This window comes from Acidovorax sp. MR-S7, assembly GCF_000400995.2.
In the GTDB taxonomy this organism is placed as follows: domain Bacteria; phylum Pseudomonadota; class Gammaproteobacteria; order Burkholderiales; family Burkholderiaceae_C; genus MR-S7.
In genome coordinates this window covers 292566-308701 of sequence record NZ_DF238950.1, presented here as the reverse complement: position 1 = coordinate 308701, position 16136 = coordinate 292566, and the positions used below count along the sequence as shown (strand labels likewise).

The 16136-nt window shown below is 70.2% G+C and carries 16 protein-coding genes and 1 other RNA gene; 11 read left to right on the top strand and 6 right to left on the bottom strand.

Features of this window, described 5'->3' with window-relative positions:
- Nucleotides 1–94: 94 nt before the first annotated feature.
- A complete protein-coding gene (gene cysK / locus AVS7_RS17605) occupies nucleotides 95–1012 on the bottom strand; it encodes a cysteine synthase A (protein ID WP_020230928.1) in 918 nt (305 codons plus the stop codon).
- A 179-nt stretch (nucleotides 1013–1191) separates the two neighbouring features.
- On the opposite strand from cysK, the gene AVS7_RS24935 reads away from it, so the two are divergent.
- Both AVS7_RS24935 and rnpB read left to right on the top strand, forming a co-directional pair.
- Complete coding sequence (locus tag AVS7_RS24935) at nucleotides 1192–1362, top strand: hypothetical protein (RefSeq protein WP_200405938.1); 171 nt, start codon at nucleotides 1192–1194, stop codon at nucleotides 1360–1362.
- A gap of 23 nt (nucleotides 1363–1385) precedes the next feature.
- An RNA gene (gene rnpB, locus AVS7_RS23380) (RNase P RNA component class A) lies at nucleotides 1386–1726 on the top strand.
- Between the two features lie 56 nt (nucleotides 1727–1782).
- Here the strand turns inward: rnpB and AVS7_RS17595 are convergent.
- The 5 genes from AVS7_RS17595 to AVS7_RS17575 all read right to left on the bottom strand — a co-directional run bounded on the left by AVS7_RS17595 (nucleotide 1783) and on the right by AVS7_RS17575 (nucleotide 6933).
- Nucleotides 1783–2913 (bottom strand): M48 family metallopeptidase, encoded by a 1131-nt coding sequence (locus AVS7_RS17595; RefSeq protein WP_020230926.1) that lies wholly within the window; start codon nucleotides 2911–2913, stop codon nucleotides 1783–1785.
- A complete protein-coding gene (locus AVS7_RS17590) occupies nucleotides 2910–4169 on the bottom strand; it encodes a YjgN family protein (protein WP_020230925.1) in 1260 nt (419 codons plus the stop codon). Before AVS7_RS17590 ends, AVS7_RS17595 begins: the two co-directional genes overlap by 4 nt.
- A 108-nt stretch (nucleotides 4170–4277) precedes the next feature.
- Nucleotides 4278–5042 carry an rRNA pseudouridine synthase gene (locus AVS7_RS17585; RefSeq protein WP_020230924.1) on the bottom strand — a complete coding sequence of 255 codons (765 nt, stop codon included), beginning with the start codon at nucleotides 5040–5042 and terminating at the stop codon, nucleotides 4278–4280.
- On the bottom strand, nucleotides 5035–6717 hold the full coding sequence (locus AVS7_RS17580) for an MBL fold metallo-hydrolase (RefSeq protein WP_020230923.1): 1683 nt from the start codon (nucleotides 6715–6717) through the stop codon (nucleotides 5035–5037). The genes AVS7_RS17585 and AVS7_RS17580 overlap by 8 nt, the downstream gene beginning before the upstream one ends.
- A gap of 18 nt (nucleotides 6718–6735) precedes the next feature.
- Nucleotides 6736–6933 (bottom strand): hypothetical protein, encoded by a 198-nt coding sequence (locus AVS7_RS17575; RefSeq protein ID WP_024001759.1) that lies wholly within the window; start codon nucleotides 6931–6933, stop codon nucleotides 6736–6738.
- 154 nt (nucleotides 6934–7087) lie between these two features.
- Between AVS7_RS17575 and dapF the strand changes: the two genes are divergently transcribed.
- From dapF to mraZ, 9 genes are all read left to right on the top strand, one after another.
- Nucleotides 7088–7966, top strand: a complete 879-nt coding sequence (gene dapF / locus AVS7_RS17570) for a diaminopimelate epimerase (RefSeq protein ID WP_020230921.1) — start codon at nucleotides 7088–7090, stop codon at nucleotides 7964–7966.
- Nucleotides 7963–8652: a DUF484 family protein gene (locus AVS7_RS17565; RefSeq protein ID WP_020230920.1), complete on the top strand. Its 690-nt coding sequence runs from the start codon at nucleotides 7963–7965 to the stop codon at nucleotides 8650–8652. Before dapF ends, AVS7_RS17565 begins: the two co-directional genes overlap by 4 nt.
- A gap of 21 nt (nucleotides 8653–8673) precedes the next feature.
- Nucleotides 8674–9615: a tyrosine recombinase XerC gene (locus tag AVS7_RS17560; protein WP_020230919.1), complete on the top strand. Its 942-nt coding sequence runs from the start codon at nucleotides 8674–8676 to the stop codon at nucleotides 9613–9615.
- Nucleotides 9616–9692: 77 nt separating this feature from the next.
- Nucleotides 9693–10772, top strand: a complete 1080-nt coding sequence (locus tag AVS7_RS17555; RefSeq protein ID WP_020230918.1) for a GTP-binding protein — start codon at nucleotides 9693–9695, stop codon at nucleotides 10770–10772.
- A 345-nt stretch (nucleotides 10773–11117) separates the two neighbouring features.
- A complete protein-coding gene (gene dksA, locus AVS7_RS17550; protein WP_024001756.1) occupies nucleotides 11118–11609 on the top strand; it encodes an RNA polymerase-binding protein DksA in 492 nt (163 codons plus the stop codon).
- Nucleotides 11610–11673: 64 nt separating this feature from the next.
- Nucleotides 11674–13449 carry an STAS domain-containing protein gene (locus tag AVS7_RS17545; protein WP_020230915.1) on the top strand — a complete coding sequence of 592 codons (1776 nt, stop codon included), beginning with the start codon at nucleotides 11674–11676 and terminating at the stop codon, nucleotides 13447–13449.
- A 53-nt stretch (nucleotides 13450–13502) separates the two neighbouring features.
- Entirely contained in the window at nucleotides 13503–14048 is a 546-nt protein-coding gene (gene hslV / locus AVS7_RS17540; protein WP_020230914.1) for an ATP-dependent protease subunit HslV, read from the top strand.
- A 78-nt stretch (nucleotides 14049–14126) separates the two neighbouring features.
- Nucleotides 14127–15446, top strand: coding sequence for an ATP-dependent protease ATPase subunit HslU (hslU, locus tag AVS7_RS17535; RefSeq protein WP_034691847.1), 1320 nt, complete (start codon nucleotides 14127–14129; stop codon nucleotides 15444–15446).
- A 260-nt stretch (nucleotides 15447–15706) separates the two neighbouring features.
- Complete coding sequence (gene mraZ, locus AVS7_RS17530; protein WP_034691928.1) at nucleotides 15707–16135, top strand: division/cell wall cluster transcriptional repressor MraZ; 429 nt, start codon at nucleotides 15707–15709, stop codon at nucleotides 16133–16135.
- Nucleotide 16136: the final 1 nt, after the last annotated feature.

Sequence of the window (16136 nt, the reverse complement as noted above, 5' to 3'; positions counted from 1 at the left end):
CCGCGCCAGCTCTTGCTCGACGCCATCGGAGTGCCGGTCATCAACACAGATTTGTGACAGAGCCAAAAGAAAAGGCCCTTGCGGGCCTTGGGGGTCAGGTCGGCAGGAAGCCTTCGACCGACAGGTAGCGCTCGCCCGTGTCGTAGTTGAAGCCCAGCACGCGGCTGCCCGCCGGCAGTTCGGGCAGCTTCTGCGCGATGGCCGCCAGCGTGGCGCCCGAGGAGATGCCCACGAGCAGGCCTTCCTCGCGCGCAGCGCGGCGCGCGTATTCGCGCGCGGGCTCGGCGTCGACCTGGATCACGCCGTCGAGCAGGCTGGTGTCCAGGTTCTTCGGGATGAAGCCCGCGCCGATGCCCTGGATGGGGTGGGGCGCCGGCTGGCCGCCGGAGATCACGGGCGAGGCCACGGGCTCCACGGCGAACACCTTGAGCTGCGGGAGCTGGGCCTTGAGTACGCGGCCCACGCCGGTGAGGTGGCCGCCCGTGCCCACGCCGGTGATGAGCACGTCGAGCCCCTCGGGGAAGTCGGCCAGGATCTCGCGCGCGGTGGTGCGCGCGTGCACGTCGACGTTGGCGGGGTTCTCGAACTGCTGCGGGATCCAGGCGCCGGGCGTCTGCGCGGCCAGTTCCTGGGCGCGGGCGATGGCGCCCTTCATGCCCTTTTCCTTGGGCGTGAGGTCGAAGCTGGCGCCGTAGGCCAGCATGAGGCGGCGGCGCTCGATGCTCATGCTATCGGGCATCACCAGCACCAGCTTGTAGCCCTTGACGGCGGCCACGAGCGCCAGGCCCACGCCGGTGTTGCCGCTGGTCGGCTCGATGATGGTGCCGCCGGGCTGGAGCTGGCCGGAGCGCTCGGCCTCCTCGACCATGGCCAGCGCGATGCGGTCCTTGATGGAGCCGCCGGGGTTGGAGCGCTCGGACTTGACCCACACCTGCGCGGCCGGGCCGAACAGGCGGTTGATGCGCACGTGGGGCGTGTTGCCAATCGTATGCAGGATGTTGTCAGCTTTCATCGGACCTCCGAGGGTTGTGGTGGCGGGAATGCGGCGCATTGTGGCCCACCTCTTCGACGCCGGGGCTATATCGATATGGCCCGATCCGCTTGATGCGCATCAAGGACCGCGCGCGCGACCGCTGCGCGCGGGCTCCGCGCGCGGGACAATGGCCGCAGACAGACCACGGAGGCGAAGCGATGACCCTGCTGCACACCACCATGCTCATGCTGGGCGCGAGCTGCGCGCTGATGCTCGTCGGCTTTTCCGCGCGCGAGTCGCGCTGGGGCCCGGCGCTGATGATGCTGGGCATCGTGGGCGCGCTGCTGCTCATCGCCTACAACATCTACGAGATGTCGTCGGTGCACTGACCTGGTGGGATAATCGCCCCCGTGAAGCCCGCCAGACCGCCGCTGGTGCGATCTGGGAAACCAGGCACTGGAGGAACGTCCGGACTGCACAGGGCAGCGTAGCAGCTAACGGCTGTCCACCGCGAGGTGAGGATCAGAGCAACAGAGACGAGTCCCGGGGGAGTGCCTGCGAAGGCAAACCACCGGGGGTGAAACGGGCAATCTCTACGCGCAGCAACACCAAGTAGGCACACGTTGACGGGGCCCCCGGAGTGTGCGGGTAGGTGGCATCGAGCCGGGTGGGCGACCCCCGGCCCAGAGTAATGGCGGTCACGCCGCGGGCAACCGCGGTGCACAGAATCCGGCTTATCGGCGGGCTTCACACTTTTCAAATCAAAAAGGGCTTTAGCGCTTGCCAGTCAAGCGCGAGAAGCTCTTTTTTCAGGAGCAATACGGCGCATGCCCGGCGCGCAGCTCGCGGGCGCGGGCGGCGGTGTCGGGGTGGCTGGAGAGCAGCGACCACAGGCCGTCCTCCTCCTGCGGCGCCTGCGCGGGGCCGTCCTGGCCCTTGCGGCGCGCCGCACCTTCCTGGGCGATGGCCAGCAGCAGGTCGGCCATGGGCGCGGTGGGCAGGCCGGCTGCGCGCATCAGCGCGAGCGCGTGGCAGTCGGCCTCGCGCTCGTGGTTGCGGCGGTAGGCCAGGCCAGTGAGCAGCGAGCCGCCGGTGGACAGCAGCCCCGACACGTCGCCCAGCGCCAGCCCCAGCCCGATGTTGAGCACGCCTTGCTCCACCACCATGCGCGTGGTGTGCCGATGCGCCACGTGGCCGATCTCGTGCGCCAGCACGCCGGCGATGGCGTCGTCGCCCAGGCGGTGCGCGCGCGCGGCTTCGACCAGCGCGTCGGTGACCACCACGGTGCCGCCGGGCAGCGCGAAGGCGTTGGCGCCCAGGCCGGAGCGGAACTGCAGTGCATAAATAGGAGCGTAAGGCGGCGCATAGCCGGCGTAGCGCTTGGCGCCCGCCTGCGCCGCCAGCGCGTCGAAGCGCGCGCGCAGCTCGGCCTGGCGCTCGGGGGCGAGCTTGCTGGGCTTGAGCGTGCCATCGTCCATCTGGTGCAGCACCTGCTGCGACAGCGCCGTCTCCCAGGCCAGCGGCACGTGGCGCGTGAGCTGGGTGGCCAGCCAGGGCGTGCCGTGCCGGTAGAACAGGAACAGGCCCGCCGCCGCCAGCACCAGCACGGCGGCGAAGACGGGCCAGCGCGTCTGCATGCGCTGCGCCAGGCCGGGCCGGTGGCCCGCGGCGGAGAGCATCGCCTGCCAGGCGGCGGGGTCGTCGATCTCCAGGCTGCCGCCGTCGCCCAGGTCCACCACCAGCCGGGGCGGCGGGCGGTGCGGGTTCCACTCCTCGGGCCACTCCACCGCGCCGTGGGCGAAGCGGCGCGGCGGCCGGCCCGGCGCGTGCAGCGCGAGTTGCGGACCGCCGGGCGCGGGCTCCAGCACGACGAGGACGGTGCGGGCCTGGCTGCTGGCGCCATCGAACCAGCGTGCACGCAGGGGCGTGAGGGGCGTCATCCGATCAGGTCGAGGCCGGCCGCGTCGGCCAGCGCGTCGCCGATGCCGCCGGGCTGCTGGCGCCCGAGGCGGCCGGCCACCTGGTCCACGCCGCCCTTGACGTACAGCGTGACGGATTCGAGCTTCATGCGGTATTCGCTCACCATGGCGAACGGCCGGAAGAAGCCCAGCGTGACGAGCGTGAGCAGCATGTTGCGCAGCCGCAGCAGGATGTAGGCGCCCACGCGCAGCTGGCACTTGAAGCGGGCGATGCGGCTCACGCCGATGTGGCTCCAGGTGAGGCGAAACAGCGCGGCCTCGCGGTAGGCGCGCGCGGGTGCGGTGGCCAGCAGCAGCACGAACAGCGCCGCAGCGATGCCCGCGAGGATGAGCAGGAACAGCCCCAGGCCCATGCCGCCGCCCTGGCCCAGCGCCTTGAACAGCGCCCACGAGCCGTGCAGCAGCCCCGCGGCCACGGCGGCCAGCACCGCCACGGAGGCGATAAACACCCCCAGCGTGGCCAGCCAGAGCTTGACGAAGTCCAGGTACACCGGCTTCCAGCGTCCGGGCTCATCGCCGATGCGCGAGCGCAGCACCAGCAGGCTGCGGTAGTTGAACTCCAGGCGGATGACGCACAGCACCGACAGCAGCAGCCCCAGCGCCATCAGCCCCCACATGGGCGCGGTGATGGTGGGCAGCTTGCGGCCCGTGTCCTCGTCCAGCGCGGCGGGCGGCGCCAGCGTCTGCAGGCCCCAGGCCACGGCCAGCCAGACCAGGGCCAGCGCGAACACGGGCCAGCTGGCGGTATACACCTCGCGCCAGTTCGCGGTGAAGGCCAGGCGCAGGCCGCGCCAGCGCGTGTTGGCCAGGCGAAAGCGCATGGCGCTGCCCCAGATCAGCGGCGCGAGCGCCGCGCCGCCCAGGATGAACAGGCCCACGGCCACGTCCTGCCCGGTGTTGGAGGCGATGTTGTAGGCCAGCGTGAGCAGCGCCACCACCAGGAAGCCCACCACCATGCGTCGCTGCTGGGCGGTGAACTCCAGCGGGCTGCCGGCCACCAGCGTGTGACCGTAGAAATACTGCGCCGTGCGCCGCCGCGCCCAGGGCGTGTAGAAGCCCAGCGTGACGATGGACAGCAGCACGTTCACGATCCACACGCGGAAGTATTCGCCGCCGCTGCCGGTGAAGCGCAGCCGGTGCGGCTCGATGTCCTGCGACTCGAACGACGAGCGCATGCCCGTGCGCCCGCCCGTGTCGGACAAGGTCTGTGCGTCCATGTTTCCCCTCTCTCCCTGTGTGTGGTGGCGCGCAGTGTAGCCGCGCGCGGTGCATCAGAGGAAAAAGAGGCTCCAGCGCCCGACCAGCAAGCGCGGGCAGCTATGTTTTTAGAAGCGTTCCCAGGGCTGCAGGTAGCGCCAGTGCCCCTCGGGCAGCTTGGCCAGCGGCACGCGGCCGATGCGGATGCGCCGCAGGGCGACTACGGTGAGGCCCACGGCCTCGCACATCGCGCCGATCTGGCCCGGGCGGATGCCCTTGAGCGCGAAGCGCAGGCGCCGCTCGCTCTGCCAGCTCACCTTGATCGGGGGCAGGGGGCGGCCGTTGAAGCTCAGGCCGTGGCAGAGCTTTTGCAGGCCGCCGGGGGCGATCTCGCCCGCCACCTCGACGATGCACTCCTGCTCCAGCGTCTCGATGTCCTCGGCGAGCTTGCGCGCCATGCGCCGGTCCTGCGTATAGACCACGAGGCCGCTGGCCTCGGTGGGCAGGGGGGTGAAGCATTCGAGCTGGCGGAAGTGCCGCTGCAGCACGCGCGGCGGCGGGCCGCCTTCCGTGCGCAGGGTGTCCGGGCCCACGAGCGTCAGCGCCTCGGGCGCGCCCTGGCTGCGGCTGCCGCGCACGTCGCCCGCAGCCGCGCCCAGCCCGGCCTCGTAGCCGGGCGGCTTGTGCAGGATCAGCGTGACGGGCGGCGCCTCCTCGGGCCGCGCGCCGGGGGCCAGCACCACCTGCTGGGCGGGCAGCACGCGCGCCCCGGGCGCCTCGACCACCGCGCCGTCCACGCGCACCCAGCCGCCTTCGATGTACAGCTCGGCCTCGCGGCGCGAGCAGGGCAACTGCTCGGCCAGGCGCTTGGACAGGCGGACCTGCTCAGTCATTGCCCGGCTCCAGCATGCGGATGCGTTCCACGTGTGCCAGGAGTGAGCGCTGGGCCACGGGCCACAGGCGTTCGGGCACGTCGTCGTAGGCCAGGCGCACCCAGTCCTCCATGGTGCCCTCGGGCCGCGCCTGCATGGCGGCGACCACCTTGGCCTCGCGCGCGAGGCGGTGGGCCTTCAGACGGGCGATCGCCTCGCGGGCGTTGCCCAGCACGTAGCCGTGGGCGGGCAGGATGAATTCCACGCCGTGCTGCGCGCACAGCGCATCCAGCCGGTCCAGCGAATCCAGGTAGTCGGCCATGTTGCCGTCGGGCGGGTCGATGACGGTGGTGCTGCCGTTGAGAACGTGGTCGCCGGAGAACAGCAGCCCGTCCTCGCGCAGCAGCAGGCACAGGTGGTTGGCGGCGTGGCCGGGGGTGTGCACCACCTCCAGGGTGTGGGTGATTCCGGCGTCCGGCCCTGTGCCGGAAAGCGCGAGCAGCTCGCCATCTTGTAGCGCCCGGTCGGGCGCGAAGTGGCTGGCCGCGCGCGCCGTGGGGGCCGAGGGCAGGCCCAGCACCGGCGGGCGCGGGCGGCCGTGGGCGGCCACGAGGTCGGCCAGCGGGTGGCTGCCGGGCGAATGGTCCGGGTGCGAGTGGGTGCACACGACCATACGGATGTCGCCGCCGGCGGCGCGCCACAGGCGGTCCAGGTGCTCGCCGTCCTGCGGGCCGGGGTCGATGGCGATGTAGCCGGTGGCAGGATCGCCCACGAGGTAGCTGTTGGTGCCGGGGCCGGTCATCACGCCCGGGTTGGGCGCGGTGAGGCGCTGCAGGTTGCGCAGCAGGGACACGGGCGTCTCGCTCTGCCAGTCCAGCGTGTGGGCGACCTGGCCGTCGGGGCAGACCAGGGTCAGCTCGCCGTAGGCCGCCTCGTGTTCCATGTGGGGCGCGCGCTTGCCGCCGAGCAGGCCCGAGCGGGGGCTGCTGGCCCACAGGGGCTGCTCGTGCGCCACGGCGGCCAGCACGGCGTCCACGTCGGGGAACTGGCCCAGGCGCTGCAGCGTGCGGATGGTGGGGAAGATCATGAAGAACTGCCCGGCGTCGTGGCGGGCCAGCGCATCCGAGGGGCGCACCCAGATGGGCTCGAACTGCTCGGATTCGTCGGCCACGGGCTCCTGGCCTTCCGGCATGCGCGCGACGAGGAAGGGCACGGCGAAGCGCTTGGGCAGGTTGCGGTCGGCGGTCCAGTGGGCGAAGAGCCAGAGCGCGTCGGCCGCGGGCCGCAGCCCGTGCGCGGCGCACTGCGGGGCCAGCGGGGCCTTGCGGTCGATCGCGGCGATGTCCTCGGGGCCGGCCCAGCGCCCGTCGGCGCGGCGGGCCAGCAGGATGCCCAGCTCCTCGAAGCTCTCGCGGATGGCGGCCAGCGCGTCGGTCAGGCGCCGGCCGCTCTGGGCGGGGCGGTGGTCGGCCAGGGCGTGGGTCTCGGGCGCGGCGTCCTGGGCCTCGATGCCGCCGCCGGGGAAGACGTGCGCGCCGGGCACGAAGCTGGCCTTGTCCGAGCGGCGGGTCATCAGCACCTCCAGCGCGGTGCCGCCGCCGGGCTGGGGTGCGTCGCGCAGCAGCAGCACGGTGGCGGCGTCGAGGGGGGTGACCGGGGTGAAGGGGGCGTGGAGGTATTGGTTCTGGCGCGGCATCGCCGCATTATTCCCGCATCACTCGGCGGGGCGCAGCTGCGCCAGGCGCTCGAGCACGGGCGCGATGAGCGCCTTGGCGCGCGGGATGCCGATGTGCCAGAGCATCTCCAACAGTTCGATGAGGGCGGCGCCGTCGCTGCTGCGCTGCACCAGCGCGGCGGCGGTGTCCACGTCTTCGGCGTGCAGCCGGTCCAGTACGTCTACGGTGAGGGTCATGGTGGGGTTTTCTTGGGGATGGCCGGAGCACCGCATGCTGCGCAGCCCGGGCGGGCGCAGGCTGATGCACATCAATATCCGAGCAAAAACATCGGGATTTGCGGGTTGGCCCGGACCGGTGGCCCGCGCAAGGGCGCGGCCCGATAATCGCGCCATGCACATCCGCTTCACCAAGATGCAGGGCGCGGGCAACGACTTCGTCGTGCTCGACGAGACGCAGGGCCGGCTGGGCCTCGCGCCCGCGCAATACCGTTTCCTGGCGGACCGTCACTTCGGCGTGGGCGCCGACCAGATCCTCACCGTGCGCCCCTCGCCGGCGGCGGGCGTCGACTTCGAATACGTGATCCACAACGCCGACGGCGGCGAGGTGGAGCAGTGCGGCAACGGCGCGCGCTGCTTCGCGCGCTACGTGCGCGACAAAGGCCTGACGGGCAAGGACGCGATCCGCGTGCAGACGCTGGCCGGCGTGATCGAACCCCGGCTCGCCGCCGACGGCCGCGTGACGGTGGACATGGGCCGCCCCGTGTTCGCTCCCGAGCGCGTGCCGTTCGATGCGTCGGGCCTCGTGCCCGTGCCGCAGGGTTCGGGGCAAAAATGGCCTCTGGCGTTGGAGGGGCAAGCGCAGGAAGCGACTGTTTTGGTAGCGGTCGTCTCCATGGGCAATCCGCACGCCGTGCAGCTCGTCGATGACGTGGACACCGCCCCCGTGGCCCGCACCGGCCCGCTGGTGGAGGGCCACGCGCGTTTTCCGCAGCGCGTGAACGCGGGCTTCCTGCAGATCGTCAGCCGCTCCGAAGTGCGCCTGCGCGTGTACGAGCGCGGCGCGGGCGAGACGCTGGCCTGCGGCTCCGGCGCCTGCGCGGCGGTGGCGGCAGGCATCCGCCTGGGGCTGCTGGACGCGCGCGTGGATGTGCACACCCGCGGCGGCCTGCTCACCATCGCGTGGAGCGGCTCGCCCGAGGACTCCGTGTTCATGACAGGTCCCGCCACCACGGTCTTCGAAGGCCAGATCGACATTCCCGACGCACCATGACCTCTTCCCAGATCCCCCCCATCACCGAGGCGGACATCGCCGAGTTCCTCGTCAATACGCCCAGCTTCTTCGAGCGCCACGCCGAGGTGCTGGCTGCCGTCACCATCGCCAGCCCGCACGGTCAGCGCGCCGTGAGCCTGCACGAGCGCCAGGCCGAGATGCTGCGCGACAAGATCAAGGGCCTGGAGCACCGCGTGATGGACATGGTGCGCCACGGCGGCGAGAACGCCGCCATCGCCCACAAGATGCACCAGTGGGCGCGCGACCTGGCCGCCGTGCGGGACCCCGCCGCGCTGCCGCAGGCCGTGGAGCAGGGCATGCGCGCGCTGTTCGACGTGCCGCAGGTCGCTCTGCGCGTGTGGGGCACCGCGCCGACCTACGCCGGCGCCGCATTCACCGAGGGCGTGAGCGAGGACGTGCGTTCCTTCGCCTCCTCGCTCACCATGCCGTTCTGCGGCCCCAACCTGGGCTTCGAGGCCACCGCCTGGCTGCCCGATGCGCCGCAGGCCCAGTCGCTCGCGCTGCTGCCGCTGCGCGAGGGCGCGATCGACAGTGCCGAGCAGCCCGCCTTCGGCCTGCTGGTGCTGGGCTCGCACGACCCGCAGCGCTTCGACGCCACCATGGGCACCGACTTCCTCGCGCGCATGGCCGAGCTGGCCAGCTCCGCCCTCTCGCGCCTGCGCTGAGAACGTGTGAACGAATCCGCCATGCCCGCGCCGCTGCCGCCCGAGGCCCGGCAATACCTGGAGCACGTGCGCGTGGAGAAGCGCCTGGCCGCACGCACGCTCACGCTCTACACGCTGGACCTGGAAAGGCTCGCGTCTTTCGCCGAAACGGCCGGGCAGCCGCTGCTGCAGCTGACCAGCGCGCACATCCGCCGCTTCGTCGCGCAAATGCACGCGGGCGGGCGCAGCGGGCGCGGCATCGCGCTCATCCTCTCGGGCTGGCGCGGCTTCTTCGCCTGGGCCGCGCGCCAGGGCCTGGTGCCGCACAACCCGGTGCAGGACGTGCGCGCGCCCAAGGCGCCCAAGCCCCTGCCGAAGGCCCTGCCGGTGGACGACGCCGTGCGCCTGGCCGAGCACGAGCAGCCCGGCGCCGACCCGTGGCTGGAGGCGCGCGACGCCGCCATCGTCGAGCTGCTCTACGGCTGCGGCCTGCGCGTGGGCGAGCTCGTCGGGCTGGACGTGGCTCCCAGCCCGGCCGCGCACCAGCAGGGGCGCGGCTGGGTGGATCTGCAGGCAGGCGAGGCGCATGTGTTCGGCAAGGGCTCCAAGCGCCGCAGCGTGCCCGTGGGCCGCGCCGCCGCCGAGGCGCTGCGCGCCTGGCTCGCCGTGCGCGGCACGTCGCAGGAGGCCGCGCTCTTCATCGGCCAGCGCGGCACTCGCCTGAGCGCCCAGTCCGTGTGGCTGCGCCTGCGCCAGCGCAGCCAGACCGCGGGCCTCTCCACGCCCGTGCATCCGCACATGCTGCGCCACTCGTTCGCCAGCCACTTGCTGCAGTCCAGCGGCGACCTGCGCGCCGTGCAGGAGCTGCTGGGCCACGCCAACATCACCACCACCCAGGTCTACACGCGCCTGGACTTCCAGCACCTCGCGCAGGTGTACGACCAGGCCCACCCGCGCGCGCGCCGCAAGCCGCCAGGGTCTTGACAGGCTCGGTACACTGGTTTTTTTGTCGCGCGGCGGTCCGTCCAAGGGCCGCCGCTTTGCATTGGAAAGCACGTCCCATGTCCTTGATTCCCGCCACCATCCTCACCGGCTTCCTGGGCTCCGGCAAGACCACGCTGCTCAAGCGCGTGCTCTCGGAGTCGCACGGCCAGAAGATCGCCGTGATCGAAAACGAATTCGGCGAGGAGAACATCGACACGGACATCTTGCGCACCGAGTCCAAGGAGCAGATCGTGCAGATGAGCAACGGCTGCATCTGCTGCACCATCCGCGAAGACCTGCGCGAGACCCTGCAGCTGCTGGCCGCCAAGCGCCGCAAGGGCCTGGTGGAATTCGACCGCATCGTGATCGAGACCACGGGCCTGGCCGACCCGGGCCCCGTCGCCCAGACCTTCTTCATGGACGACGAGATCGCCGAAACCTACCTGATCGATTCCATCATCACCCTGGTGGACGCCAAGCACGCGCAAAAGCAGCTCGACGACCGCCAGGAGGCGCGCCGCCAGGTGGGCTTCGCCGACCAGATCTTCCTGTCGAAGACCGACCTCGTGAGCGAGGACGAGAAGAACGCCCTCGTCCACCGCCTCAAGCACATGAACCCGCGCGCGCCCATCCGCGCCGTGCACTTCGGCGAGGTGCCGCTGTCCGAGGTGCTGGACCTGCGCGGCTTCAACCTCAACGCCAAGCTGGACATCGACCCCGACTTCCTGAAGGAAGAGGGCGACGCGCACGACCACGCGCACTGCGACCACGACCATGGCCAGTGCGACCATGACCACCACCATCATCATCACCACGAACACGGCGAGCACTGCGACCATCCGCACCACCACCATCACGACGATGACGTGAAGAGCTTCGTCTACCGCGCCGACCGCCCGTTCGACCCCGCCAAGCTCGAGGACTTCCTGGGCGCCATCGTGAACATCTACGGCCCGCGGATGCTGCGCTACAAGGGCGTGCTGGACATGAAGGGTACCGACCGCAAGGTCATCTTCCAGGGCGTGCACCAGCTCATGGGCAGCGACCTGGGACCGCAGTGGGCCGAGGGCGAGGCGCGCAGCAGCAAGATGGTGTTCATCGGCATCGACCTGCCGCGCGACATCTTCCAGCAGGGGCTGGAGCAGTGCCTGGCCTGACCGCCAATGTGAACGAGTGTGAATCCTGCGGCTCGCCACAAGCCGCACGATTCGCTCTGGTATCCGGCGCGGGTTGCCCTGCGCGCCGACATCGATACAATCGCGCCCCGGCAAAAAAGCCGCCCGCACCGCGCCGCTCCAAGCGGCCGGACCCGCCCCACTTGCGAGGAGACTAGGAAGTGAAAGCCGAGCCCTGCACGTCCCCGGCCCGCGCCCGCTGCCACAGCCGCGGCGCCGGTAACCGCGCAGACGCGTCGGCCTTCTTCCCGTCCGGCGCAATTGAACGTACCATCCACGGCAACGACAGGGGCGTGTGCCGCCCCATGAGCCAGCTTCATTGACACCATGCCTACGACCCTGCAAACCCCTGTGGCGGCCGCCAAGAGAGACCCCAAGCTGGCCAACAACTGGAAAACCAAGTCCGCTGAAGAGCTGAGCGACGCCGAAGTGCTGTCCATGCCCGACAGCGAGTACATGAACGACAAGCAACTGGCCTTCTTCCGCCACAAGCTCGTTCAGCTCAAGCAGGACATGCACAACAACGCCGGCGAGACCACCGAGCACCTGCGCGAGGACACCGTGGTCGTGCCCGACCCGGCCGACCGCGCCACCATCGAGGAAGAACACGCCCTGGAGCTGCGCACGCGCGACCGTGAGCGCAAGCTGCTCAAGAAGATCGAGCAGTCCATCGCGCGCATCGACGCCGGCGATTACGGCTACTGCGACGAGACGGGCGAGCCCATCGGCGTGGGCCGCCTGCTGGCACGCCCCACGGCCACGCTGTCGCTGGAAGCGCAGCAGCGCCGCGAACTCAAGCAAAAGATGTTCGGGGACTGAGCGCACGGCGCTCCCCCCGCATCCCGACGGAAAGGACGGCGCACGCGCCCGATCTGGTACGCACATGAGCAAGGAAGAGTCCTCCTCCGGCCGTGGCCTGCTGTCCAAGATGGTGCGCTTCGTGCGCAATCCGACCGTCAACTGGTCCGAGCTCGATTCGATCGACGCCGATCGCGAGAGCCAGTACAGCAAGCAGATGCTCAAGGAGATGATCGAGCGCAAGCGGCGCAACGACTTCGTGCGCCGCCGCGAGTTCGATCAGCTGCGCAAGCTGCGCCAGCGCGAGGCCCTGCAGGGCCAGCGTGTGGAAGACCCCACGGCGCGCACTTCCTTCTTCCAGACCAGCATGACATCGCCCGACGACCGGGCCGAGACGCTCAAGAAGATCGACGAGATCGAGGCGCAGATGTCCCAGCAGTGGTGGAAGAGCAAGCCCGCTTCCGGCATGCCCTCCCAGCCCGCGCCTCCGGTGCCCCCCGCCGGGCGGCCATTGCCCGCGACGGGCGTGGACGCCACGCAGCCCGCGCCCGCGTCGGCGGCCATCGCCGCGGCCCTGGCGGCGGCGCAGGCCGGCCCGCACGGCAACGCCTTCGCACCTACTGCGCCGCTGAGCATGCCCATGCCGCTCGACCGGGCGGCTCCCGTCGAGCCGCTCTTCGCCGACGATGCCTTGGGCAGCGGCTTCGGCACCGTCGAGCCGCCCGCCGTGGCGGCAAGCAGCGCGCCGGCTGCCCCTGTGGCCGAGCCCGAGAAATTCGTGCATGAGCCCGATCTGGAGGAAGCTGCGATCCGTTTCGCCAACGGCGACTACGCCGGCGCGGAAACCGGCCTCACGGAAGTCCTGGCACAGCACCAGCAGGATGCGCCGCCGCAGCAGCACGACCTCTGGATGACGCTGTTCGACCTGTACCGCGCCACGGGCCAGCAGGACCGCTTCGACACGCTGGCGATCGACTATGCGGCGCGCTTCGGCCGCTCCGCGCCGCTGTGGTTCTCCCTGCCCGAGCAGCTCGGGCTGCAGGGCGTGGCGGTGGCCGAGCCGGCGCAGCCGGCCCCGGCGCAGCGCGAGCTGAGCTGGAGCGCCCAGCCCATGCTGGCGCAGCAGTCCGTGGCGGCGCTGCAGGCCTCGCTGGCACGCGCCGCGCCGCCGTGGACGCTGAACTGGGCGCGCCTCACGGGCATGGACCTGCCCGCCGTGTCCGCCCTGGCCGACCTGTTCGAGCGCTGGGCCGACCAGGACGTGGAACTGCGCTTTCTCGGCATGCAGGCGCTGCAGTCCGTGCTGCAGGCCCACACCCAGTCGGGCGACCGCGGCTCCGACCCGCAATGGTGGCGCCTGCGCATGGCCGCGCTGCGCCTCATGGGCCAGCCGGACGAGTTCGAGCTGGTGGCCCTCGACTACTGCGTGACCTACGAGGTCTCGCCCCCATCCTGGGCTGCGCCGCGCTGCTCCTTCAGCGGCGACGACGGCATGCAGGCCGCCCCGCAGGCAGAGGCGAAGGACAGCGACCTGTTCATGTCCGGCTTCCAGCTATCGCAGCCCGCCGGCATGGACGATGCGGCCCCGGCCGCCGCGCTCTCGGGCCACATCGAGGGCGATGCGGCGCCGCTGCTCGACCCGCTGGAGGCCCTGGTGCTCCCCGGCCAGCCGCTCACCGTGGCCTGCGACCGCCTGATCCGCATCGATTTCGCGGCCATCGGCTCCGTGCTCAACTGGGCGGCGGCGCAGCAGGCGCAGGGCCGCGTGGTGCAGTTCACCAACCTGCACCGCCTGGCCGCGGTGTTCTTCAACGTGATCGGCGTCAACGAGCACGCCTGGGTGATCCCCCGCAAGAACTGAACCGCGTTCGCTGCGGCTTGCAAACGGCGCAGGTGCCCCCATCTGCCATCCCCATGGAACAGTACCACGGCACCACCATTCTCAGCGTCCGGCGCCAGACGGCGGACGGCCTCCAGGTCGCTATCGGCGGCGACGGGCAGGTCACCCTCGGCAACATCGTCGTCAAGGGCTCGGCGCGCAAGGTGCGCCGGCTCTATGGCGGCAAGGTGCTCGCCGGCTTCGCGGGCGCCACGGCCGACGCGTTCACGCTGTTCGAGCGCTTCGAGGCCAAGCTGGAGAAGCACCAGGGCCACCTGACGCGCGCGGCGATCGAGCTCACCAAGGACTGGCGCACCGACCGCGTGCTGCGCCGGCTCGAAGCCATGCTGGCCGTGGCCGACCATTCCGCCTCGCTCATCATCACCGGCAACGGCGACGTGCTGGAGCCCGAACAGGGCATCGTCGCCATCGGCTCGGGCGGTGCCTACGCGCATTCGGCCGCCAAGGCGCTGCTCGCCAACACCGACCTGCCGGCCGCCGAGATCGTGAAGAAGTCGCTCGAGATCGCGGGCGAGCTCTGCATCTACACCAACATGCACCACACCATCGAGACGCTTTGAGCGGCACGGTGGAAACTCTTGTTTTGATAGCTGCTGGCGCTTGATGGGTAAGCGCTGGGGCCTGATTTGGGTATCAACATGTCTTCCATGACTCCCCAGGAGATCGTCTCCGAACTCGACAACCACATCGTCGGCCAGGCCGGTGCCAAGCGTGCCGTGGCCATCGCGCTGCGCAACCGCTGGCGCCGCCAGCAGGTCGATGCCGGCCTGCGCCAGGAGATCACGCCCAAGAACATCCTCATGATCGGCCCCACGGGCGTGGGCAAGACCGAGATCGCACGGCGCCTGGCGCGGCTGGCCGATGCGCCCTTCATCAAGGTCGAGGCCACCAAGTTCACCGAGGTGGGCTACGTGGGCAAGGACGTGGACTCGATCGTGCGCGACCTCGTCGAGGTGGCCGTCAAGCAGACGCGCGAGACCGACATGAAGAAGGTGCGCGCCCGCGCCGAGGACGCGGCCGAGGAGCGCATCCTCGACGCGCTCGTTCCCCCGCCGCGCGGCGGCGGCGAGGCCGCCGAAGGCGGCGCGGCACGCCAGGTGTTCCGCAAGAAGCTGCGCGAAGGGCAGCTCGACGACAAGGAGATCGAGATCGACCTGGCCGACGCGCGCCCGCAGTTGGAGATCATGGGCCCGCAGGGCATGGAGGAGATGGCCGAGCAGCTGCGCGGCATGTTCAGCCAGATGGGCCAGGAGCGCCGCAAGACGCGCAAGCTCAAGATTGCCGAGGCGCTCAGGCTGCTGACCGACGAAGAGGCGGCGAAGCTGGTCAACGAGGAAGAGGTGAAGACCCGCGCGCTCGCCAACGCCGAGCAGAACGGCATCGTCTTCATCGACGAAATCGACAAGGTGGCCGCGCGCCAAGAGGCGGGCGGCGCCGAGGTCTCGCGCCAGGGCGTGCAGCGCGACCTGCTGCCGCTGGTGGAGGGCACGACGGTCTCCACCAAGTACGGCATGGTCAAGACCGACCACATCCTGTTCATCGCCTCGGGCGCGTTCCACCTGGCCAAGCCCAGCGACCTGATTCCCGAGCTGCAGGGGCGCTTCCCCATCCGCGTGGAGCTAGGCTCGCTCTCGGTGCAGGACTTCGAGGCCATCCTCACGCAGACCCATGCCTCGCTGGTCAAGCAGTACCAGGCGCTGCTGGCCACCGAGGGCGTCACGCTCGACTTCCGGCCCGAGGGCATCACGCGGCTGGCCCATATCGCCTACGAGGTCAACGAGCGCACCGAGAACATCGGCGCGCGGCGCCTGTCCACGGTCATGGAGCGGCTGCTGGACGAGGTGAGCTTCGATGCCGCCAGGCTCTCGGGGCAGACCGTGGTGGTCGATGCCGCCTATGTCGACGGGCGTCTGCAGTCCCTGAGCCAGGACGAGGATCTGTCCCGATACATTTTGTGAAGGTTGTCCGGCGACGCCGTCAAGCCTTCACAAAGCACTTGCATACCCGCTCCTAAGTGCTTAATCAACAAAGGATTTTTCCCGGTATTGCCTGCAAATCCGGCGCTAAGTCCTTGATTTCATTGCAAAATTTTGTTGCGAAGCCTCTTGCCCGGTGTTCTTTTCCTGCTACAGTGCAAAAAAGTGCAATTAAGTGGTGAAAAGTGCCCTCGAAGCCCCCGTGTGTGGGGGAGGGCGACAACGACCGGGGTTTCCAATCCGTGTTTCAAGGGGCGTCATCGCTGAGTCTGGATGCAAAGGGGCGGCTGTCGGTGCCGACCCGGCATCGTGACGTCCTCACGGAGCAGGCAGGCGGCCAGCTCACCATCACCAAGCACCCCGACGGCTGCCTCATGGTCTTCCCCCGCCCTGAATGGGAGCAGTTCCGCGAGCGCATCGCCCAGCTCCCCATGTCCGCCCAGTGGTGGAAGCGCATCTTCCTGGGCAATGCCATGGACGTGGAGATGGACGGCACCGGCCGCGTGCTGGTCTCGCCCGAGCTGCGCGAAGCCGCCGGCATCACCAAGGACACCGTGCTGCTTGGCATGGGCAGCCATTTCGAGCTGTGGGACAAGGCGACGTACGACGCCAAGGAGGCGGCGGCCATGCAGGCCGGCATGCCGGACGTCCTCAAGGATTTCGCTTTCTAGG